This is a genomic window from Pseudomonas sp. XK-1, from assembly GCF_038069885.1.
Taxonomy (GTDB): Bacteria; Pseudomonadota; Gammaproteobacteria; order Pseudomonadales; family Pseudomonadaceae; genus Aquipseudomonas.
On the sequence record NZ_JBBPES010000008.1, the window covers coordinates 29,168 to 50,047 of the forward strand.

18 protein-coding genes and 1 pseudogene are annotated in these 20,880 nt (G+C 62.9%); 5 read left to right on the plus strand and 14 right to left on the minus strand.

What is annotated here, in order from left to right; genetic code table 11:
- Positions 1 to 4 precede the first annotated feature (4 nt).
- Genes WMW70_RS19460 through WMW70_RS19470 form a run of 3 tightly spaced genes read left to right on the plus strand, consistent with a single transcriptional unit; the run spans position 5 to position 2,298 of the window.
- Positions 5 to 313: a PepSY domain-containing protein gene (locus WMW70_RS19460; protein ID WP_341439275.1), complete on the plus strand. Its 309-nt coding sequence runs from the start codon at positions 5 to 7 to the stop codon at positions 311 to 313.
- Complete coding sequence (locus tag WMW70_RS19465; RefSeq protein WP_341439112.1) at positions 314 to 982, plus strand: response regulator transcription factor; 669 nt, start codon at positions 314 to 316, stop codon at positions 980 to 982.
- Complete coding sequence (locus tag WMW70_RS19470; protein ID WP_341439113.1) at positions 979 to 2,298, plus strand: sensor histidine kinase; 1,320 nt, start codon at positions 979 to 981, stop codon at positions 2,296 to 2,298. Before WMW70_RS19465 ends, WMW70_RS19470 begins: the two co-directional genes overlap by 4 nt.
- 203 nt (positions 2,299 to 2,501) lie before the next feature.
- On the opposite strand, the gene WMW70_RS19475 is transcribed toward WMW70_RS19470, so the two are convergent.
- The 3 genes and pseudogenes from WMW70_RS19475 to WMW70_RS22170 all read right to left on the minus strand — a co-directional run.
- Positions 2,502 to 3,098 (minus strand): NADPH-dependent FMN reductase, encoded by a 597-nt coding sequence (locus WMW70_RS19475; protein WP_341439114.1) that lies wholly within the window; start codon positions 3,096 to 3,098, stop codon positions 2,502 to 2,504.
- A gap of 101 nt (positions 3,099 to 3,199) precedes the next feature.
- Entirely contained in the window at positions 3,200 to 3,982 is a 783-nt protein-coding gene (locus WMW70_RS22165; RefSeq protein ID WP_445942174.1) for a methyl-accepting chemotaxis protein, read from the minus strand.
- Between the two features lie 75 nt (positions 3,983 to 4,057).
- A pseudogene (locus tag WMW70_RS22170) lies at positions 4,058 to 5,344 on the minus strand (PDC sensor domain-containing protein); the annotation flags it as partial.
- Between the two features lie 265 nt (positions 5,345 to 5,609).
- On the opposite strand from WMW70_RS22170, the gene WMW70_RS19485 reads away from it, so the two are divergent.
- Both WMW70_RS19485 and WMW70_RS19490 read left to right on the plus strand, forming a co-directional pair.
- Positions 5,610 to 6,929 carry a Na+/H+ antiporter family protein gene (locus WMW70_RS19485; RefSeq protein ID WP_341439116.1) on the plus strand — a complete coding sequence of 440 codons (1,320 nt, stop codon included), beginning with the start codon at positions 5,610 to 5,612 and terminating at the stop codon, positions 6,927 to 6,929.
- 116 nt (positions 6,930 to 7,045) lie between these two features.
- Entirely contained in the window at positions 7,046 to 8,728 is a 1,683-nt protein-coding gene (locus WMW70_RS19490; RefSeq protein ID WP_341439117.1) for a methyl-accepting chemotaxis protein, read from the plus strand.
- 103 nt (positions 8,729 to 8,831) lie between these two features.
- Here the strand turns inward: WMW70_RS19490 and WMW70_RS19495 are convergent, their stop codons facing one another.
- From WMW70_RS19495 to WMW70_RS19545, 11 genes are all read right to left on the minus strand, one after another.
- Positions 8,832 to 10,826, minus strand: coding sequence for a PhoX family protein (locus tag WMW70_RS19495; protein ID WP_341439118.1), 1,995 nt, complete (start codon positions 10,824 to 10,826; stop codon positions 8,832 to 8,834).
- A 194-nt stretch (positions 10,827 to 11,020) separates the two neighbouring features.
- Entirely contained in the window at positions 11,021 to 12,616 is a 1,596-nt protein-coding gene (locus tag WMW70_RS19500) for an isocitrate lyase (RefSeq protein ID WP_341439119.1), read from the minus strand.
- A gap of 500 nt (positions 12,617 to 13,116) precedes the next feature.
- Entirely contained in the window at positions 13,117 to 13,926 is an 810-nt protein-coding gene (locus WMW70_RS19505) for a secretin N-terminal domain-containing protein (protein ID WP_341439120.1), read from the minus strand.
- Positions 13,923 to 14,564 (minus strand): DUF7931 domain-containing protein, encoded by a 642-nt coding sequence (locus tag WMW70_RS19510; RefSeq protein ID WP_341439121.1) that lies wholly within the window; start codon positions 14,562 to 14,564, stop codon positions 13,923 to 13,925. Before WMW70_RS19510 ends, WMW70_RS19505 begins: the two co-directional genes overlap by 4 nt.
- An 8-nt stretch (positions 14,565 to 14,572) precedes the next feature.
- Positions 14,573 to 14,998, minus strand: coding sequence for a GNAT family N-acetyltransferase (locus tag WMW70_RS19515; RefSeq protein WP_341439122.1), 426 nt, complete (start codon positions 14,996 to 14,998; stop codon positions 14,573 to 14,575).
- Positions 14,991 to 16,157 (minus strand): ribosomal protein uL16 3-hydroxylase, encoded by a 1,167-nt coding sequence (locus tag WMW70_RS19520; protein WP_341439123.1) that lies wholly within the window; start codon positions 16,155 to 16,157, stop codon positions 14,991 to 14,993. Before WMW70_RS19520 ends, WMW70_RS19515 begins: the two co-directional genes overlap by 8 nt.
- A gap of 77 nt (positions 16,158 to 16,234) precedes the next feature.
- Positions 16,235 to 17,605 carry an adenylosuccinate lyase gene (gene purB, locus WMW70_RS19525; protein ID WP_341439124.1) on the minus strand — a complete coding sequence of 457 codons (1,371 nt, stop codon included), beginning with the start codon at positions 17,603 to 17,605 and terminating at the stop codon, positions 16,235 to 16,237.
- 86 nt (positions 17,606 to 17,691) lie between these two features.
- Positions 17,692 to 18,552 carry a DMT family transporter gene (locus WMW70_RS19530; protein ID WP_341439125.1) on the minus strand — a complete coding sequence of 287 codons (861 nt, stop codon included), beginning with the start codon at positions 18,550 to 18,552 and terminating at the stop codon, positions 17,692 to 17,694.
- Positions 18,549 to 19,169 carry a high frequency lysogenization protein HflD gene (gene hflD, locus WMW70_RS19535; RefSeq protein WP_341439126.1) on the minus strand — a complete coding sequence of 207 codons (621 nt, stop codon included), beginning with the start codon at positions 19,167 to 19,169 and terminating at the stop codon, positions 18,549 to 18,551. Before hflD ends, WMW70_RS19530 begins: the two co-directional genes overlap by 4 nt.
- On the minus strand, positions 19,166 to 20,284 hold the full coding sequence (mnmA, locus tag WMW70_RS19540) for a tRNA 2-thiouridine(34) synthase MnmA (protein ID WP_341439127.1): 1,119 nt from the start codon (positions 20,282 to 20,284) through the stop codon (positions 19,166 to 19,168). Before mnmA ends, hflD begins: the two co-directional genes overlap by 4 nt.
- A gap of 60 nt (positions 20,285 to 20,344) precedes the next feature.
- Positions 20,345 to 20,785 (minus strand): NUDIX hydrolase, encoded by a 441-nt coding sequence (locus tag WMW70_RS19545; RefSeq protein ID WP_341439276.1) that lies wholly within the window; start codon positions 20,783 to 20,785, stop codon positions 20,345 to 20,347.
- Positions 20,786 to 20,880: the final 95 nt, after the last annotated feature.

Sequence of the window (20,880 nt, forward strand, 5' to 3'; positions counted from 1 at the left end):
GACTATTCGAGCGGTCCTTTACCGCACGCTGTTGGCTGCGCTGCTGGTGGTGCCGACCTTCAGCAGTGCCCGCGACCTGAATCAGGATGAGGCCCTGCGTCTGCGCCGCGAGGGGGCGATTCTGCCCCTCGATCAGCTGATGCAGGTGGCGATGCAGCGTTACCCTGGTGCCGTGCTGCTCGAAGTCGAGCTGGAAGAGGAAGAGGGTGTGCTGGTATATGAGGTGGAGCTGGTGACCCAGCAGGGTGTGGTGCGCGAGCTGGAGCTGCATGCCGGCACCGCTGAAGTGCTCAAGGACGAGGTGGATGACTGAATGCGCCTGTTGCTGGTTGAAGACCATGTACCGCTGGCCGACGAATTAGTCGCCGACCTGACTCGCCAGGGCTATGCAATCGACTGGCTGGCCGATGGCCGCGATGCGGCCTATCAGGGGGCGAGCGAGCCCTATGACCTGATCATCCTCGACCTCGGCCTGCCTGGTAAGCCGGGCCTGCAGGTGTTGCAGGAGTGGCGAGCAGGGGGCGTGACCACCCCGGTGCTGATCCTCACCGCCCGCGGTTCCTGGGCGGAGCGTATCGAAGGGCTCAAGGCCGGGGCCGACGACTATCTGAGCAAACCCTTTCACCCCGAAGAGCTGCACCTGCGTATCCAGGCGCTGCTGCGCCGTGCCCATGGCCTGGCCAACCAGCCGCAGCTGCACGCGGCGGGCTGGCAGCTGGACGAGCGTCAGCAGTGCGTCAGCCGCGGCAACCAGAAGATCGAGCTGACGGCCGCGGAATTTCGGCTGTTGCGTTATTTCATGCTGCATGTCGGCCAGATACTGTCCAAGAGTCACCTTGCCGAGCACCTGTATGACGGTGAAAGCGAGCGTGACTCCAACGTTATCGAAGTGCACGTCAACCACCTGCGGCGCAAGCTTGGCCGCGAGGTGATAGAAACCCGCCGCGGCCAGGGTTATCGCTTCAGTGGGGCAGTTGCTTGAAGTCTATCCAGCGCCGCTTGAGTCTCGGCCTCGCCGGCGTTCTGCTGGCCATCGGTCTGGTGCTGGCGCAGGGCAGCCTATGGTTGTTTGACCGCAGCCTGCGGAGCTATTTGCAGGACGGCCTGCAGGATGAAACACAGACCCTGTTGAGCGCCCTGGTGCGCGGCCCGGTCGGCGTGCAGCTGGACGAGCAGCGCCTGAGTGCGGCCTTCCAGCGGCCCTATTCGGGGTTGTATTTCCGTATCGACTTTGCCGGGCAGACCTGGCGCTCGCGCTCCTTGTGGGACCGCGAGCTGTCGCCGATGGCCGAGCCCGGCCTGCAACAGGCCCTGGGTGAAGGCCCGCAGGGCCAGCTATGGCTGATCTATCGGGCGGATTACCAACGCTTTGGCCAGCAGATCACGATTCATGTGGCCCGCGATTACACCCCGGTGCTGGACAGTTTCAGGCGCGTGCAACGTATCGTTCTGGGGCTTGGCCTGGCCGCCCTGGTGCTGATCCTGCTGTTCCAGCGCCTGATCGTCAGCCGCTCGTTGCGCCCGCTGGAGCGGGTGCGTCAGCAGATCATGCAGCTGCAGCAGGGCCAGCGCAGCCAGCTCGATCAGCAGGTGCCGCAGGAGCTGGAGCCGCTGGTGGCGCAGATCAACCATCTGCTGACCCATACCGAAGCCACCCTCAAGCGCTCGCGCAACGCCTTGGGCAACCTTGGCCACGCCCTGAAAACGCCGCTGGCGGTGCTGGTCAGCCTGGCTTCGCGCGAAGAGCTGCGGCAATTGCCGGAGTTGCAGGCCAGTTTGCACAGCCAGTTACAGCAGATTGAGCAGCGCGTGGCGCGCGAGCTGGGGCGCGCACGCCTGGCCGGCGAAGCCTTGCCGGGGGCGCATTTCGACTGCGCCGTGGAGCTGCCCGAGTTGTTCGCCACCCTGCGCATGATCCACGGCCATCATCTGCAGCTGGACTGGCAGGCTGCTGCCGGCTTGCGTTTGCCCTGGGACCGCGAGGACCTGCTGGAGCTGCTCGGCAATCTGCTGGATAACGCCTGCAAATGGGCCGACAGCCAGGTGCGCCTAGAGCTCGAGCGAGTGGCGGCGGGCTATCTGATCCGCATCGAGGACGACGGCCCAGGCATCGACGCGGAGCAGCGTGAGGAGGTGCTCGACCGCGGCAGCCGCCTGGACGAGCAGGTCGCAGGACATGGCCTGGGTCTGGGCATAGTGCGCGATATCGTCGATGCCTGGGGTGGGCAGCTGCAGTTGGGCGAGAGCGCCCTGGGCGGCCTGGCGGTATCGATCGAGCTGCCCGCCCGCAGCCCTTGAGCCACGGCCGGTGCTGGTACTCAAGGGCGGGCCGGATCAGAGGGTGTTTACAAAAGTAGCGAGCGATGGCCAGGCAAGGCGAAACGCAGTAACAGCTTCGTTGGTCAATCAGCCGAGAAAGCGGAGTGTACGAGTAGTACATGAGCATTTTGAGGTTGACTTCAACGCAGCATGGCCGAGCGCAGTAGTTTGTAAACACCCTCTCACATGCCGTTGGCAAATGCCGGGAGGCTCATGTCGATGGCCTCGCGCACGGGGCGCAGGGCATGGGCGTATCTGGCCAGGATATCCAGATCGTAATCGAGGCGCGCGTGCAGGCGCTGGTCGTCCTCGCTGCTCGGCTCCACGCCGTTCATCACCTGCTCGACCCGACGCACGATCAGGTGCTCGGGCAGGTAGCAGAGGCGGCAATTCTTGTAGCTGGACGCGCGCAGCTCGCTGATCGGGTAGGCTCCGCCGATGCCGGAGGAAACCCCCACCAGCAGGGCCGGCTTGTGCGCCAACTCGGCCTTGCTGGCATAGATAAAGAAGTTCTTGATCGCCGGGCAGGCCATGCCATTCCACTCGGGGGCGACAATCACCACGGCATCGGCGGCCTGCAGCTGTTTGCGGTACAGCTCCCAGGGCCCGGCATCTTCGGCCGGCCAGAGCGGCAGCGGAGCCAGACCCAAGTCGATCAGGCTGCTCTGGGCGTCAGTGCTGTGCTCCAGCTGGATCAGGCGTTGGCGAATAAAGCGCGCGACCTTGCCTGACTGGCTGTTGTTGCGGCCGGAGCCGGCAACCAGGGCGATATTGAGCATGTGTAACCCCCATAAATGAAAAACGCAGGCTAACGATTGCTAGCCTGCGTCACAAGTAAACAGCCGTCAGAGTGACGGTCCGATGATGCCACGCCCGGCGTTTAGACGCGGAACTGATCCATCAGGCTCTGCTGGTGGTTGGCCAGCTTGTTGAGGTTCTGGCTGATCTGCGCCGACTCGTCGGCCTGGCCTGAGATCGACTCGGTGACATCGCGGATCGAGGCGACGTTGCGGTTGATCTCCTCGGCCACCGAACTCTGTTCTTCGGCTGCACTGGCGATCTGCAGGTTCATGTCGGTGATCACGCTGACCGCCTGGCTGATGCGCTGCAGCACCGCCACCGCCAGTTCGACCTGTTCGACGCTGCCCTGGGCCTGGCGATGGCTGCTGTGCATGGTGCTGACCACTTCCTTGGTGCCGTTCTGCAGGCCCTCGATCACCTGACGGATTTCCTCCACCGAGTCCTGGGTGCGTTTGGCCAGGTTGCGCACTTCGTCGGCGACCACCGCAAAACCGCGCCCGGCTTCCCCGGCGCGGGCGGCCTCGATGGCTGCGTTGAGCGCCAGCAGGTTGGTCTGTTCGGCGATCGAGCGGATCACTTCCAGTACCGAGCCGATCTTCTCGCTGCTGTTGGCCAGGCCTTCAACCTCCTGCATGGCCACGTTCATTTCGCCCGCCAGCAGTTCGATGGTCGCGGTGGTCTTGCCGATCACGCTCATGCCTTCGCGGCTGGCCTGGTCGGCGGTGCGCGCCGCTTCCGCGGCCTGGGCGGCGTTGTGCGCCACATCCTGGGCGGTGGCGCTCATTTCCTGGAAGGCAGTGGCCACCTGATCGACTTCACGGTACTGCTGCTGCATGCCGCTGCTGGTCTGGCTGGCGATCATGGCCGACTGGTCGGCGGTGCTGCGGGCGTCCTGCACGCTGAGTTTGACGTCGGCGATGATCGGCTGCAGCTTGTCGAGGAAGCGGTTGAACCAGCTGGCCAGTTCGCCCAGCTCATCCTGCCTGGCGTAGTCCAGGCGGCGGGTCAGGTCGCCCTCGCCACTGGCGATATCCTTGAGCATGGCCGCCACGCCGAGAATCGGCCGGGTCACGCCCAGGGCGGTGAGCCAGATCAGCAGGATGCCGACCACTCCGGCGGCCAGCCCCAGGCCCAGGGATACCGCGGTGCTGCGGCTGCCCATGGCGTCCATCTGGGCTTCCAGGCGGGTGGCCGGCTCGAGCAGCACCTGCTCGGGTACTTCCATCAGCACGCCCCAGGGTTTGGACGTAGGGATCGGCAGTAACGGCTGCAGCACCTGCATGGTGCCGTTATGGTGCAGCACTTCGGGGCGATTGCTCTGCAGCAGGCTCAGTATTTCGCTGTGCTGGTCGCTAAAGGCCTTTTCCAGCTTGCCGCCGAGCAGGCTGCTGTCGCGGCTGTGGCCGGCAAGCAGGCCGGCGGGACTGATGATGCTGACGTGGCCGGCTCCGTCGAACAGGCCTTTGCTGGCGCTGCTGCTCAGCTCCTGGAGGCTGGCCAGGCTGATGTCGACGCCCAGTACACCGATGATCTTGCCGTCTTGTTCGAGGGGGAAGGCGATACTGGTCATCAGGGTGTTCACCCCGTCAATATCGTCGGTATAGGGGTCGAGCAGGCAGGCCTCTTTGCTCTGCAGCGGGCAGGTGTACCAGGCGTTATAGGGCGCGCCGCTGATGCCCGGCGTACTGTCACTCAGCATTGCCTCGCTCATTGTTTCGGCACTCAGCTCGCCACTGGCGTCCTGTGACCAGTACAGGGCGAAGCGGCCCTTATCGTTGCTGCTCAGGTTCTCCTGGTCGGTAAACAGCTCGTCCTTGCCATCCAGAGCATTGGCTTCGAAGGCGACATAGATACCCAGCAGGCTGCGGTTGGCTTGCAAGGCGCTGCGTACCTGGCGGGTGAGGTCTTCGCGCAGGTCGAAGGCGTCGAGAAAGCGTTTTGCGGCCTGCTCGCGGATAAACAGCACCTGGGTAGCGGCCCCCCGGCCGTATTGATAGGCATCCATAAAGTAGCGCTGGATCTGCAGAGCCTGGGCCTGGCCGCGGGCTTCCATGCGCAATTGCGCCGATTCCTCGAGCATGCTGCTGCTGGCCTTCTTGACCAGCTCGGCGCTGCGCGAGGCCTGGACCACGGAGGCACCGACCAGGACGGCGACGATGGCCAGCAGGCAGAGGCCGGCGAGCAGGGTGATTTTGAGCTGGATGGAGAGGCGGCTGAACAGCATTTTCAGGACCTTTTTATTGGCGAGGCTTGAAGCGCCTATCGGCGCGGCTACGGATTTCTTTAGGTGCGAGGTCAGCAAGATGCAGGCCAGCAGGAAGCGTACGGGCGAGGGTAAACGAAATTCCGATCGACCTGTATAAAATAATTTACGGGTGTTTTGACAGTTTGGTCAGCATTGGGCAGAGTACGCGCCCTTCGCCGAACAGGCGCTGTATCCATAGAGGGCATCGGCCTTCGCGGACCTACCTAATTGCGGGAGTAAACAGATGAACGCAGTCGTTGCGGCAGTGGGGATCATGCTGATCCTCAGCTTGTGCCGTGTGCACGTTGTGGTGGCCCTGATCGTCGGCGCGCTGGCCGGTGGTCTGCTCGGCGGCCTGGGGGTTGATGGCGCGTTGGCGGCCTTCAACAAGGGCCTGGGGGGCGGGGCCACCGTGGCGCTGTCCTATGCCTTGCTTGGGGCCTTTGCCGTGGCGATTGCCAAGTCCGGCCTGGCCCATGCCCTGGCGGACAAGGCGTTGGCCATGGTGGGCCGGCAGGAGGGGCAGGGTGCGGGCCTGCTCAAGTGGCTGCTGATCCTGTTGCTGCTGGCGGTGGCCATCTCGTCGCAGAACGTTCTGCCGATCCATATCGCCTTTATTCCGCTGCTGGTGCCGCCGCTGCTCTATGTGCTGAGCAAGCTGCAACTGGATCGGCGGCTGATTGCCTGCGTGCTGACGTTCGGCCTGATCACCCCCTATATGTTTCTGCCGGTGGGCTTCGGCGGTATCTTCCTCAATGAAATCCTGCTGGCCAATGTGGCCAAGGCCGGGGTCGATACCACGGGGCTGAGCGTCACCCGGGCCATGGCGATCCCGGCCCTGGGCATGCTTTGCGGGCTGCTGGTGGCGGTGCTGTTCAGCTACCGAAAAAAACGCGTCTATGACCTGCAGAAGATCGAGCAGGTCGAGCGGGTCGAGGTGGCCTACAACCCCTGGAGCCTGCTGGCGGCGGGCGTGGCAATAGTCGCCGCCTTTGTCGTGCAGCTTTGGCTGGATTCGATGATCATCGGGGCCCTGGTGGGCTTCGTGGTGTTCTCGGTGTCCGGCGTGGTGCGCTGGAAAGAGGCAGACGACCTGTTCACCGAAGGCATGAAGATGATGGCGATGATCGGCTTTATCATGATCGCCGCCGCCGGTTTCGCCGAGGTGATGAAGGCCACGGGCCAGGTGCAGACCCTGGTCGACAGTTCGGCCGAGCTGATTGGCCATAACAAGGCCCTGGGCGCACTGCTGATGCTGCTGGTCGGCCTGCTGGTGACCATGGGCATCGGCTCGTCTTTTTCCACGGTGCCGATCATTGCGGCGATCTTCGTGCCTCTGGGCCTGACGCTGGGCTTCAGCCCGCTGGCCATTCTGTGCATCGTTGGCACCGCAGGGGCGCTGGGCGATGCCGGCTCGCCGGCTTCGGACTCGACCCTGGGGCCCACCTCGGGGCTGAACGTCGATGGTCAGCACAACCATATCTGGGACAGCGTGGTACCAACCTTCCTGCACTACAACCTGCCGCTGCTGGTGTTTGGATGGGCAGCGGCTATGGTGATCTGACCGGGGCATTGCTTGTCCGCTGCCGTGATGGTGGCGGACGACTCAACCTTTCAGCGGGGCTACCGATAAACCGGTAGCCCCGTTTTTATTTGGCTTGCTAAGTAAGGATCAGTCCGATGCGCCTGACATTGAAGATGAAAGTGGTGTTGCTTGCCCTGGTTCCCGTGGTGTTGTTTGCCCTGGTGCTCAGTGGCGCGGCAGCCAAGGTCCTGCAGAACCTGGCCGCCCGGGAGGTCGAGGAAACCCGCGAGCGCCTGCTGGAGGAAAGCCGCAGCGAGCTGCAGCACTATGTGCAGATCGCCCTGGGCTCGGTGCAGGCGCTGTATGACGGTGCCGCGCAAGGCGATATGGCCAGCCGCGAGCAGGCCATCGCCGTGCTGTCGAAGATCAAGTTTGGCAAGGATGGCTACTTCTTCGGCCATGACTCCAACGTGGTGCGCCTGTTCCGTGGCGACAGCCCGGTGGATGTCGGCAAGAGCCTGGCTGATCGGCGCGATCCCAATGGCGTGTACATCAACCGTGAGCTGGTGAATGTCGCCAAGAACAACACTTACTACGTCAATTACAGTTCGCCGCTGCCGACCGATGATTCGGTGCTGGTGCCGAAAATGGCCTACAGCTACTACCTGCCGAAATGGGACATGGCCCTGGGCACCGCCATCAACCTGGATGGCGTGGAGGCGCAAATAGCCAAGGTGCAGACCGAGATCGACCAGCGCATCGGCACCCTGATCACCAGCATCCTGGTGATTGCCGCGGTGTTGCTGGTGGTGTTCGGCATAGTCGGGGTGGTGCTGAGCAACACCTTCCTGCGCCCGCTGCAGCAGATCAAGAACAACCTCGATGACATTGCCGCAGGCGAGGGCGATCTGACCCGGCGTCTGCCGATCAATGGCGATGACGAACTGGGCCAGCTGGCGGGCTCCTTCAACCGCTTCGTGGAGAAGATTCACGGCCTGGTGCGGCAGATCGTCGATATGACCGGTCAGCTGACCGAGCTGGTCGGCCAGGTATCGGCCCAGGCGCAGCGCTCGGAAGAGGCCATGGAGCGTCAGCGCCATGAGACCGACCAGGTGGCCACCGCCATCAATGAAATGTCCGCCGCCGCCCATGAGGTGGCGCAAAGCGCCCAGGGTGCAGCGGAGGCGGCGCAGAAGACCGACACCGAAGGCCAGGCGGCAAAACTGGTGGTCGATGGCAGCATCACGCGCATTCACACCCTGGTGGATGATATTCGCGGTAGCGGGGTGTCCCTCGACAACCTGCAGAAGGATGTCGCTTCGATTGTCAGCGTCCTCGACGTGATTCGCTCGATTGCCGAACAGACCAACCTGCTGGCGCTCAATGCCGCCATCGAAGCGGCCCGTGCCGGTGAGGCGGGGCGCGGTTTTGCGGTGGTCGCCGACGAGGTGCGCGCGTTGGCCAGTCGGACTCAGCAAAGCACCCAGGAAATCCAGGGCATGATCGACCGTCTGCAGAAGGGCACTGAGGATGCGGTGACCTCGATGCGTCGCTCCAGTGATGCCGGCGATGTGACCAGCGAACAGGCCAACAAGGCTGGCCAGTCGCTGGACGCCATTGCCCAGCTGATTGCCACCATCAATGCGATGAACGCGCAGATTGCCAGCGCCGCCGAGGAGCAGACCGCGGTGGCCGAGGAAATCAACCGCAGCGTGCACAAGATCGCCGTGGCGGTGGACAGCGTGGCCGACGAAACCCAGCAGGGCGCGCAAACCGTGCGCAACCTCGATGCCCTGGGCGAACGCTTGGGCGCGCTGGTGCGGCAGTTCCGTATCTAGTGGCAAGAGGTGTGCTGCTTAGGCCGTGGCCGGCGGCTGCGAGCAAAAAGCGGGTCATGGCCCCGAAGGACCATGACCCGCTGGTTACTCGTTCAACAGCCTGCTAGAGCAGTCTCCGGCCATCTTCACGGCTGATGATCACCGTCGCTGAGCGTGGCCGTTTGCCTGGGCCATCGGGCCAGGTGCTGCCATCGTCCGGATGCTGGATATTGACGAACAGCGTCTTGAAGTCCGGTGTCTGGCTGATACCGGTGACTTCGCAGCCAACTGGCCCGACCAGGAAGCGTTTGACCTCGCCGCTTTTCGGGTCGGCTACGAGCATCTGGTTGTTGCCGAACGGGCCGCTGCCAAGCTGGCCGCCGCTCATGTCGGTTTGAATCCACAACCGCCCTTCATCGTCGAACCACAGGCCATCCGGGCTGGCGAAGATGTTGCTGTCGTTCAGGGTTCGGCCGCGCGGGTCGCGGCTGTCGTCCTGGGTGCCGCCGAGCAGGAAGATATCCCAGGCAAAGCGGTTGCCGGCGAAATCCTTGCTGGCTTCGCGCCAACGAATGATATGCCCGTAGGGGTTTGGGCTGCGCGGGTTGGCGGCGTCGCTGGTGGTGCGGCTGCTGTTGTTGGTCAGGGTGAAGTAGACGTCGCCAGTGTCCGGGTTGACCGCACCCCATTCCGGGCGGTCCATCTTGGTCGCGCCGACGATATCGGCGGCCAGGCGAGTGTTGATCAGCACCTCACCCTGGTCGGCAAAGCTCACGCCAGCGACTGCGCAGGCGGCCTGGAAGGCCGGGTCGGCGAAGTCCAATGCCAGCCAGGTGCCAGTGCCGTCGGCATCGAAGCGAGCGACGTAGAGGGTGCCCTTGTCCAATAGGTAGTTTTTCGCTTTGCCGCGCTGGTACTTGTCACGGCTGACGTATTTGTAGATGTATTCGTTCTGCGCATCGTCGCCGGAATAGCAGACCAGACGTTTGCCGGGCTTGACCGGGGCGAACACCAGGCCCTCATGGGCGAAGCGGCCCAGGGCGGTACGTTTGACAGGCACCGATTGCGGGTCGAAGGGGTCGATCTCGACAATCCAGCCGAACTGGTTCGGCTCGTTGCGATAGTCTTCGCTGGCATCGGTGCCGTGGCGGCTGGCGTCGAAGCGCTGGAACTCATCACCGGCCAGGGTTTCCCAACCGTAGCGGCTGGTTTTGCGGATACCGTAGCGGCTGTGTTCGCGCGGTTGCTCGCTGTCCTGGCTGGCAAAATAGCCGGCCCAGTTTTCCTCGCAGGTAAGGTACGTACCCCAGGGCGTATGGCCATTTGAGCAGTTGTTCTGGGTGCCGCGCGCCCGGGTGCCGCTCTTGCTGTGGCGGGTTTTCATCAGCGCGTTGCCGCGGGCTGGGCCGGCGATGGTCATTGGCGTGGCTGCGGTGATGCGGCGGTTACGCGGGCTCGGCACAACGGCCCAATCGCCGCGTTTGTCGCGACGGATCTCCACCACGGACACGCCGTGGGCGTTGATTTCCTTGCGCACTTCATCGGCAATGGTGCGTTTGCCGGCGACCGTAGTAGGGCCGTTGGGGTGCAGCAGTTGTGCATCGATGTACTCGTGATTGAGTACCAGCAAGCCATGATCGGAGCGCTTGCCTTTGCCCGACTGGCTATCGATGGGGAAGAAGTGCATGCCGTCGTGGTGCATGCCGAGCTGCTCTGCCTGATCCTGGGCGCTGTTGCCGGCGTCCTCGGCGAATGCCGGGTAGCTGCCGGTGAGCGGTGTGCCCCAAGGGATAAAGGGCTTGGCCTTGAAGCCTGCGGGCACCGTGATGGTGTCGGCGCGGGTTACCGCCACGGGCGCGAAGGGCAGACGATTACGCTTGAACGGCTGGCCCTTGAGGCGTTCTTGCAACGCATCCAGTGGCTCGTCGGCTTCGACGCGGGTCGACAGGCCAATGCCGAGAAATGCCATGGCACCGATGGCGGCCCCGCCAGCGACGACCTGGCGGCGTGCCAGACCAGGGTTGATTAGCTGGTTGATATGGGGGTTGCCGGAATGGTTGCTGGGGAGTTCATCACCGTTGCCGAACAGCGTGGTGCTCTGGTCATCATGGGGGCTCATGCAAGGCTCCTTCAGGTTAATCGACGGGGCCTTGACGCTAACCAAGGAATACGACGAAACCATGACACCCCCTGTGTCGCGGTGCACAAAACCAGCGGCTAAATAAAATGCAAAAAAAACCCCAGCATTTCTGCCGGGGTTCTTCTTTCAACACCCTCAACCTTGATCGTGGCCTCGGTTGAGTGAGCCTGTTCTTAGCCGAACTGGTTCATGGTGTTGTCTTTGCCGCTTGCCTTCAGAGCCGCTTCGCCAGCGAAGTACTCTTTATGGTTGTCGCCGATGTCGGAGCCAGCCATGTTCTGGTGCTTGACGCAGGCGATGCCCTGACGCAGTTCTTCACGCTGCACGCCTTTCACGTAGGCCAGCATGCCCTGGTCTGCGAAGTAACCCTTGGCCAGGTTGTCGGTGGACAGCGCGGCGGTGTGGTAGGTCGGCAGAGTGATCAGGTGGTGGAAGATACCGGCGTGAGCCGAACCGTCGCGCTGGAAGGTGCGGATCTTCTCGTCGGCAACCTGAGCCAGTTCGGTGGCGTCGTAATCGATGCTCATCAGCTTGGCGCGGTCGTAGGCGGAAACATCCTTGCCTTCGGCTACGAAGGCATCGTAGACCTGCTGGCGGAAGTTCAGGGTCCAGTTGAACGATGGGCTGTTGTTGTAAACCAGCTTGGCGTTCGGGATGGTCTTGCGGATTTCGTCAACCATGGCCGCGATCTGACCAACGTGCGGCTTCTCGGTTTCGATCCACAGCAGGTCGGCACCGTTCTGCAGCGAGGTGATGCAGTCCAGTACGCAGCGCGCTTCACCGGTGCCAGCACGGAACTGGAACAGGTTGGACGGCAGACGCTTGGGACGCAGCAGTTTGCCTTCGCGGTTCAGAACCACGTCACCGTTGTTCAGGTTGGCAGCGGACACTTCTTCGCAGTCGAGGAAGGAGTTGTACTGGTCGCCCAGGTCGCCAGGGGCGTTGGTCACGGCGATCTGCTTGGTCAGGCCAGCACCCAGGGAGTCGGTACGCGCAACGATCACGCCGTTGTCGATGCCCAGCTCGAGGAATGCGTAGCGAACGGCGGCGATCTTGGCGAGGAAGTCGGCGTGAGGAACGGTTACTTTACCGTCCTGGTGACCGCACTGCTTCTCGTCGGAAACCTGGTTTTCGATCTGGATGCAGCAAGCGCCTGCTTCGATCATGCGCTTGGCCAGCAGGTAGGTGGCTTCCGGGTTACCGAAGCCAGCGTCGATGTCGGCGATGATCGGTACGATGTGGGTCTCGTAGTTGTCGATCTGGTTCTGGATATCGGCGGCCTTGGCGCTGTCGCCGGCTTCGCGAGCGGCGTCCAGAGCGGTGAACAGCAGGTCCAGTTCGCGGCTATCGGCCTGACGCAGGAAGGTGTACAGCTCTTCGATCAGGTCGGAGACTGCAGTCTTCTCGTGCATCGACTGGTCCGGCAGCGGGCCGAAGTCGGAACGCAGAGCAGCAACCATCCAGCCGGACAGGTAGAGGTAGCGCTTGTTGGTGGTCTTCAGGTGCTTCTTGATCGAGATCAGCTTCTGCTGCCCGATGAAACCATGCCAGCAGCCCAGGGACTGGGTGTAGACGGAGGAGTCGGCATCGTACTCGGCCATGTCTTTACGCATGATATCGGCGGTGTACTGTGCGATTTCCAGACCGGTCTTGAAGCGGTTCTGAGCGCGCATGCGAGCCACGGATTCCGGGTTGATAGCGCTCCAGCTGCTGCCGTAGGTCTCTTTCAGAGCGGCGACTGCCTTGATGTCGTTTTGATAAGCTGACATGGTCAATCCTTCAAAGTATGTGTTTGGTTGAGCACCGGCTTCCCCACTGAACACCTGTGTTGCCGGAGGGTGTTGTGGCGCACTGCAGAACGTCGAGAGGTCGACTAAGACGGAATTGATCCGGGAGGAGGGTGACGAGCTAAACAGTCTGCTGATGGTCAGCTGCTGCAAATGACTGGGTCATTTGGCGCTTACCGGATCAAGGATGCCGGCGGGCGACTCAGATGCTGCGACTCATGCTGGCTGATTCAAACGCTTCCCCGTCCCTCAGGACAACTTCGTTCCAGTCGCAATCTCATCGAACCGCCTTGTGGGCTTTACAACGCAAATCGGCTCGGACGGTAAGTTGGAGCGCGATTCGGAGGTCCTTTCGGTACCTCTGATTAGCGGGAGCGGGGCCATCATGCCTCCGCCAAAAGTGTTCGTCAATTATTTTGTAGTGCTTTTTACGTACTACTACATAAGTCCTATAGCGACCGGCAAGTCAGGCTGCAGCTGCTTCAGTCGACGACTTCAACCTTCACCCGCAGGCTCATGTCCTCGCGGCCCTGGGTCGAGCGGCGCTGCAGGAAACCGTCGCGATCGACCTGGCTCTGTTCGCTGACGCCGCCGATGCTGATCCATTCGCCAAGGCGGCCGCTGACCCGGGTGTCGGTGTTTTGCACGTCGATGGCACCCGGCTGGGACTGGCTCAAGCGGTCGCGGTTGCTGCTGATGCTGATATGCACCCGCTCGCCGCTAAGGCTGGCGGTGACATAGAAGCCGCGGGTCACATCGCGGTACTGGGTGTTGTGGTAGGGCTGGCCATAGGCGTCGTGACCGTAGCTGGTCAGGGGCACGCTCTGGCCGACCTGGATCAGCGCCGGGTAGCCTTCGGTGGCCTGCACCTGCTGGGTGCCGCCGCCACGGCTGTCGGTGCTGCGGCGGATGATGCGCACCTGGTCGCGGCCCTGTATCTCGCCCCGGCCGATCTGCGCCTGAACATCGCCGGCGCTGATGCTGCCGTCCACACGGTAGCCCTGGTCGTTCTGCTGGCTGGATTCGCTGCTGTCGACGCTGATCAGCAGGCGGCGCGGCTGGGTGTCGATCTGTTGCAACAGGCTGCGAACTTCCTCGATCTTCGCCGGCGCGGCATTGACGATCAGCTGGTTGCCATAGGCGTTGACCTTGCCCTCGTTGCCGAGTACCGATTGCACCACGCTGAGCACTTCATCAGCCGTGCGGAAATTCAGCGGAATCACTTCGGTAGCGGCGCTGAGCGACAGGCTGCAGCTCAGCAGGGTCGCGGCAAGCAGGGTACGCAGCGTCATAGCAGAAAACTCCGTAAGTCGGCATCGGTGGTGCTGATATCCCAGGCTTGGTCGAACTGAGTGCGGCGCAGGCGGACCCGGGCCGGGTCCTGGTAAAGGGCGTAGCCACTGAATTGGCTGATTTCCGGGAGCAGCAGCAAGCCGCAGTCATCGGCCAGCAGAAACCCTAGTTCCTCGCTGGGATGGTCCGGGTTGAGCTTGCGGATCTGCAAGTTGGAGGACAGGCGGCGGGACAGGCCGAGCAGGCGATGGCCTTCCCGGGTCGCGCGGCTGGTGTCCCTGAGCAGGATGCGCAGCTGGTTGCGCGGGCTGGCCAGGAGAAACCGGGTGCAGGCCTCCTGCACGCTGCTGTGGTGATAGAGCCAGGGCTCCAGGTCATGGCTGTAGATGCACAGGCTGCGCTGGGCCTGCTGGAGCAGGGCAAGGGCATGGGCGCGGGCCTGTTCGGGCTGGCTGAAGCGTTCCAGGTTCGGATGGGCACCGAGGATAAAGGGTGCAGGTTCCGCGCGGGGTCTTTCGCCTGATTGGCTGGGAGGGTTGTGCACGGCAAAACGCCCCGGAGACTGAAACTCGATGGCGGGAAGCTCTAGGGACTCCTGGCTTTCGGTTGCGTCACTCGGGGCGTTTTCGTCGTTCATCTCGGCCTCTAGGCGCTATGACGCACCATATCCACGTGGGGGATGCCGGCGTCCAGGTATTCTCCGCTGACGATGGCAAACCCGAGCTTTTCATAGAAGGCGGTGGCCTGCACCTGGGCGCTGAGCATTTGTTGCGTCAGGCCGCGTTTTTCCGCTTCCGCGACTACCGCATTGATCAGTGCGGCACCGACATTCAGGCCGCGCCAGTCCTTGAGCACCGAGACCCGGCCGATATGGCCGTCGGGCAGCAGGCGCGCGGTGCCGATCGGATAGTCGCCCTCGCAGGCAAGGAAATGCACGGCCTCGGCGTCTTCGGCGTCCCATTCGAGTTCCGGCGGCACCGCTTGTTCAGCGATAAACACGGTCTCGCGAATGCGCCGCAGATCGGCATTGTCCTTCTGCCAGTCGGCCAGGCGGACGTGAATCTCACTCATCAGCAAACTCCAGGCTGCCTTGTATGACCAGTTCCACCAACAGATTACGCCCTTCGTCATCGGCAAGCCACGCGCCGAGATTGTCGATATGCAGGGCATCGGCCGAGCACACCAGTTTCAGCAGCTCACGCAGGCTGGCCGAGAGCAGGCGGCTCTGGCCGCTGGCGAACAGCACCAGATCCTCGCCGACTTCCGACCAGGCCATGCGCGCGCTGGGATTGCGCACCAGCACCGCGCCATCTTCCAGGCCGGCGAGGAAGGTTTCTTCGTCGATTTCGATGCCGGTAATCAGCTCCGGATACTTGGGCTCGGTCATAAACTGGCCGAACCAGGTCATCAGCAGGCGCTCGTCGCTCATATGCTCGGTGAGCAGGGCCTTGAGGCGGTCCAGGGCGTCGCGCTGGATCTGCGTGGGGTCATCGGTCGGCTGCGCGTCGGCGTCGCTGTAGCGCTCCTCGTCGGGGAGGAACTGGCCGAGAAAATCGGTGAAATGGGTGAGAACTTCGGCGGCGCTCGGCGCACGGAAGCCTACGGAATACGTCATACAGTCATCCTCAGCGGTACCACAGTGGGCCAGAAGCGGCGGCAGATACAGCATGTCGCCGGGCTCCAGGACCCATTCTTCAGTTTTAACGAATTCGGCGAGGATCCTCAGATCCGCGTGGGGCAGCAGCGGGCTGTCCGAGTTGCACATCTGGCCGACCTGCCAGAGGCGCTTGCCGTGCCCCTGCAGGAGGAACACGTCGTAGTTGTCAAAGTGCGGGCCGACACCGCCGCCGGGTGCGGCGAAGCTGATCATCACGTCATCGATGCGCCACTTGGGCAGAAACTTGAACTGTTCGAGCAGTTCGGCCACTTCCGGGACGAACTGGTCGACCGCCTGCACCAGCAGGGTCCAGTCACGCTCGGGCAGTTCGGCAAAGGCGTCTTCGGCGAAGGGGCCGCGGCGCAGTTCCCAGGGGCGTTCGCCGTGCTCGATGACCAGGCGCGACTCGATTTCTTCTTCCAGCGCCAGGCCGGCCAGCTCGTCCGGGGAAATCGGGCTTTCGAAGCCGGGGATGGCCTGGCGTACCAGCAGGGGTTTCTTCTGCCAGTAGTCACGCATGAACTCGCGGGCAGTAATGCCGCCCAGCAGTTGCAGCGGAGTATCAGGATTCATTGCTAAGCCCTTGAAATAAATAAAAGCCTGGAAAAGAAAACGCCCGGCATAGCCGGGCGTCAGAGGGCTACTGCCGTTTAGATGCGCTTGGCCTGGGCCACTGCGTTACCAATGTAGCTGGCCGGGGTCAGCAGCTTGAGCTCGGCCTTGGCGGCGGCTGGCATATCCAGACCGTCGATAAAAGTCTGCAAGGCTTCGGGGCTGATGCCCTTGCCGCGGGTCAACTCTTTGAGCTTCTCGTAGGGGTTTTCGATGGCGTAGCGGCGCATCACGGTCTGGATCGGCTCGGCGAGGACTTCCCAGCAGGCGTCCAGGTCGGCAGCGATGCGGGCTTCGTTCAGCTCCAGCTTGCCGATGCCCTTGAGGCTGGCTTCATAGGCGATAACGCTATGGGCGAAGCCGACACCGAGGTTGCGCAGCACCGTGGAATCGGTCAGGTCGCGCTGCCAGCGCGAGATCGGCAGCTTGCTGGCCAGGTGCTGGAACAGCGCGTTGGCAATCCCCAAGTTGCCTTCGGAGTTTTCGAAGTCGATCGGGTTGACCTTGTGCGGCATGGTCGAGGAGCCGATTTCGCCAGCGATGGTGCGCTGCTTGAAGTAGCCCAGGGAGATATAGCCCCAGATATCGCGATCGAAGTCGATCAGGATGGTGTTGAAGCGGGCGATGGCATCGAACAGCTCGGCGATATAGTCGTGCGGCTCGATCTGGGTGGTGTAGGGGTTGAACTGCAGACCCAGATCGCCTTCGATGAACTGCTTGGCGTTGGCTTCCCAGTCGATCTGCGGATAGGCCGACAGGTGGGCGTTGTAGTTGCCCACTGCGCCGTTGATTTTGCCCAGCAGTGGCACAGCTGCAACCTGGGCGATCTGCCGCTCCAGGCGGTAGACCACGTTGGCCAGTTCCTTGCCCAGGGTAGTCGGCGACGCCGGCTGGCCATGGGTGCGCGAGAGCATCGGCACGTCGGCGAACTTGATCGCCAGTTCACGGATCGCTTCGGCCGTCTGACGCATCAGCGGCAGCAGTACGGTATCGCGGCCTTCACGCAGCATCAGGGCGTGGGACAGGTTGTTGATGTCCTCGCTGGTGCAGGCGAAGTGGATAAATTCGCTGACCTTGTCCAGCTCCGGCAGTTTGGCCGCCTGTTCCTTGAGCAGGTACTCCACGGCTTTGACGTCGTGGTTGGTGGTGCGTTCGATTTCCTTGACCCGCTCGGCGTGCTCGACGGCGAAGTTGTCCGCCAGCTCATTGAGCACGGCCTGGGCTTCGGCGGAGAAGGGCGCGACTTCGGCAACGCCTTCATGGGCGGCCAGGCGCTGCAGCCAGCGCACTTCAACCAGGACGCGGAAACGGATCAGGCCGTATTCGCTGAAGATCGGGCGCAGGGCGCTGGTTTTGCCGGCATAGCGGCCATCAACGGGGGAAACCGCGGTGAGCGAGGAGAGCTGCATGGGAGGCGTTCTCGGACAGTCGGGCATTGAAAAGGGCGCATATCATACATGAAATCAGCCAGCTGATCGCGATTGGCTGCGACCGTTCAGCCGCGCTTGCTTCGCGCAATCGACAGCAGGCTGGCGCTGAAAATCAGCGCCGCGCCAATCAATGAAGTCACATCCGGCGTCTCGCCCCAGCGCAGCCAGGCGAGCACCCCGGCAAAGACGATTGCCAGGTAGGCGACGGGGCCGATCAGGCCCGGCGGTGCCAGGCCGTAGGCCTTGGACATGATGATCTGGCTGGCGGTGGCCAGCAGGCCGATAAACAGCAGCAGCTTGAGTTCGGTGATTCCCAGCGGTTGCCAGGCCCAGGCCAGGGGAATGGCGGCAATCAGCGCGCTGAACAGCGAGAAATAGAAAACGATGCGAAAGGCCGGCTCGGTGTCGCTCATCTCGCGGATCGACACGAAGGCGAAAGCCGCCAGGATGCTCGCCGCCATGCCGATCAGGGTCTGGCTGTCGAGCAGGGCGGCGGAGGGTTTGGCCACCAGCAGCACGCCAAGCAGGCCGACGCTGGTGGTCAGCAGTATGCGCCGGGTCAGGGGCTCCTTGAGCCAGCACCAGGCAATCAGCGGGGTAAACAGCGGCGCGGAATAGGTGAACAGCATGGCGTCGGCCAGCGGCAGGTGGGCGATGGCGTAGAAGAAGCAGTACATCGCCGCCAGGCCGTAGCCGGTACGCCACAGGTGTGACTTGAGGCGAGTGGTTTTAAGCGGTCGGACGCCCCTGAGCAGGAGCAGCGGCAGAAAGAACAGCACGCCCACCAGGCTGCGGAAGAACACCACCGACTCGGTGTTGACGCTGACGGACACCTCGCGGATAGCCGCGCCCATCAGAGCGAACAGCAGGGCCGAAAGGGCCAGCAATGCGGCTCCCTGCAGTGGTTTTACCGAACGACTGGTCACCCGCGCAACAGCGGGTAGAGTTCCTTGAGCAGCTTGCTGCGGCTGAACACCAGCTGCCAGCGGTGCCCGCCCAGTTGTCGCCACAGGCGCGCCGAGCGAATGCCGGCCAGCAGCAGGGCGCGGATCTTCGCCGCATTGTTGGCCTGCTGCAGGTGGCGCGAGTCGCCCTGAACCTGGATGCGTTGGCGGAAGGTGCTGATGGTGTCCTGGTACAGGCTGCCGCAGTTGGCGATGACATTCTCGTGGGTCGGGCCGAAGTGCTCGACCTGCTGCTGGACCTGGTCCAGGCGGCTGCCCATTACCTGCAGCATGTCGTCGCGCTTGTTCAGTTGGCGTTCCAGTGCCAGCAGCGCCAGGGCATAGCGCAACGGGTCGCGTTGCAGGCTGGCCGGGTCGCGTTCCAAGGCACTGACCAGGGCGCGGTAGCCGTCGCGCAGATTGAGGTCGCTGCCGCCGTACACATCCAGGGTACTTGGCGGGTTGCGCACCAGCAGGCTGCCAATCAGGCAGGCCACTGCGGGCTCACTCACCTGGCCGGTGCGGGCGAGCTTGTCGACCAGTACGGCGGACTCGAATACCGCGCCCAGCGCGACCAGTTGCTCCTGGGTCGGGCTCATTGTTGCAGCTCCTTGCTGCTCCAGGGCTCGGCGACTTCGATCACGCCGCCACCCAGGCACACCTCGCCCTCATAGAACACCACGGACTGCCCAGGGGTGACCGCGCGCTGCGGCATGGCGAAGACCGCGCGATAGCCGCTGGCGGTCTTTTCCAGGGTGCAGGCCTGGTCGCCCTGGCGATAGCGCACCTTGGCGGTCAGTTGGCGTGGGCTGCTCAGGTCGATGGGGTTGACCCAGTAGATCTCCGAGGCGAGCAGGGCGCGGCTGAACAGCCAAGGGTGTTCGTTGCCCTGGCCGACCACCAGCACATTGCGCTCGAGGTCCTTGTGCAGCACATACCAGGGCTCGTCGCTGGCGTCTTTCAGGCCGCCGATGCCCAGACCCTGGCGCTGGCCGATGGTGTGGTACATCAGGCCGTGGTGGCGGCCGATGACTTCGCCTTCGGTGGTCTCGATATTGCCCGGTTGAGCCGGCAGGTACTGCTTGAGGAAGTCGCTGAAACGCCGCTCGCCGATAAAGCAGATGCCGGTGGAGTCCTTCTTCTTCGCGGTGGCCAGCTCATATTTCTCGGCAATGGCGCGCACCGCCGGCTTTTCCAGCTCACCGACCGGGAACAGGGTCTTGGCGATCTGTTCACCGCCGACGGCATGCAGGAAGTAGCTCTGGTCCTTGTTCGGATCCAGGCCCTTGAGCAGCTCGGTGCGCCCGTCGATATCCCGTCGGCGTACGTAGTGACCCGTGGCGATCAGGTCGGCACCGAGCATCAGCGCGTAGTCGAGGAAGGCTTTGAACTTGATCTCGCGGTTGCACAGGATGTCCGGGTTCGGCGTGCGCCCGGCCTTGTATTCGGCGAGGAAGTGCTCGAACACGTTGTCCCAGTACTCGGCGGCGAAGTTGGCGGTATGCAACTTGATGCCGATCTTGTCGCACACCGCCTGGGCATCGGCCAGGTCGTCCATGGCGGTGCAGTATTCGGTGCCGTCGTCTTCGTCCCAGTTCTTCATAAACAGGCCTTCGACCTGATAGCCCTGTTCGAGCAGCAGCAGGGCGGAAACGGAGGAGTCGACGCCGCCGGACATACCGACGATTACGCGCTGAGTAGTTGGATCTGGCATGGGGATACTGGGCACAGGGTTGAAAAGAGGGCGATTCTAGCAGGCGCAGAGGTGCGGCCGTTAATCGCGGATCAGGCTCAGGGGAAAACACTGGTCGCTCAGGTAATCGTCAATGCAGCGCAATACCAGCTCGCTGCGCCAGCGCTCGGGTTGTGCGGCCAGTTCGTCGCGGCTTAGCCAGCGCGGGCCGATAATGCCGTCATCCAGCGGATAGTCAGGCCGTTGTTGCAGCGCTTTGGCGGCAAAGCACACGCGCTGGTAGGTGATGCCATTGCTCGGCGCGGTGTATAGATAGATGCCGGTAACGCCGGTCAATTCGACATCCCAGCCGGTTTCCTCGAGGGTTTCGCGCAGGGCGGCCTGGAGCAGGCTTTCGTTGGCCTCCAGGTGCCCGGCAGGCTGGTTGAACACGGCCCGGCCTTCGGCCATTTCTTCGACCAGCAGAAAGCGGCCCTGGTCTTCGATGACCGTGGCCACGGTGATATGCGGCTGCCACTGCATGGACATGCTACCTGTTAGGAAAAAAGGCGATCATAGCCTGATTCTTGCTGCTCTGAATGCACAAACCCCGGCGCGGAGGCCGGGGTTTGTGATGT

Coding starts and splice junctions, on each gene's coding strand:
- WMW70_RS19465 (WP_341439112.1), top strand. CDS start 314: ATGCGCCTGTTGCTGGTTGAAGACCATGTACCGCTGGCCGACGAATTA.
- WMW70_RS19475 (WP_341439114.1), bottom strand. CDS start 3,098: ATGCTCAATATCGCCCTGGTTGCCGGCTCCGGCCGCAACAACAGCCAG.
- WMW70_RS22165 (WP_445942174.1), bottom strand. CDS start 3,982: ATGATCGCCAGCCAGACCAGCAGCGGCATGCAGCAGCAGTACCGTGAA.
- WMW70_RS19485 (WP_341439116.1), top strand. CDS start 5,610: ATGAACGCAGTCGTTGCGGCAGTGGGGATCATGCTGATCCTCAGCTTG.
- WMW70_RS19490 (WP_341439117.1), top strand. CDS start 7,046: ATGCGCCTGACATTGAAGATGAAAGTGGTGTTGCTTGCCCTGGTTCCC.
- WMW70_RS19495 (WP_341439118.1), bottom strand. CDS start 10,826: ATGAGCCCCCATGATGACCAGAGCACCACGCTGTTCGGCAACGGTGAT.
- WMW70_RS19500 (WP_341439119.1), bottom strand. CDS start 12,616: ATGTCAGCTTATCAAAACGACATCAAGGCAGTCGCCGCTCTGAAAGAG.
- WMW70_RS19505 (WP_341439120.1), bottom strand. CDS start 13,926: ATGACGCTGCGTACCCTGCTTGCCGCGACCCTGCTGAGCTGCAGCCTG.
- WMW70_RS19510 (WP_341439121.1), bottom strand. CDS start 14,564: ATGAACGACGAAAACGCCCCGAGTGACGCAACCGAAAGCCAGGAGTCC.
- WMW70_RS19515 (WP_341439122.1), bottom strand. CDS start 14,998: ATGAGTGAGATTCACGTCCGCCTGGCCGACTGGCAGAAGGACAATGCC.
- WMW70_RS19520 (WP_341439123.1), bottom strand. CDS start 16,157: ATGAATCCTGATACTCCGCTGCAACTGCTGGGCGGCATTACTGCCCGC.
- purB (WP_341439124.1), bottom strand. CDS start 17,605: ATGCAGCTCTCCTCGCTCACCGCGGTTTCCCCCGTTGATGGCCGCTAT.
- hflD (WP_341439126.1), bottom strand. CDS start 19,169: ATGAGCCCGACCCAGGAGCAACTGGTCGCGCTGGGCGCGGTATTCGAG.
- mnmA (WP_341439127.1), bottom strand. CDS start 20,284: ATGCCAGATCCAACTACTCAGCGCGTAATCGTCGGTATGTCCGGCGGC.
- WMW70_RS19545 (WP_341439276.1), bottom strand. CDS start 20,785: ATGCAGTGGCAGCCGCATATCACCGTGGCCACGGTCATCGAAGACCAG.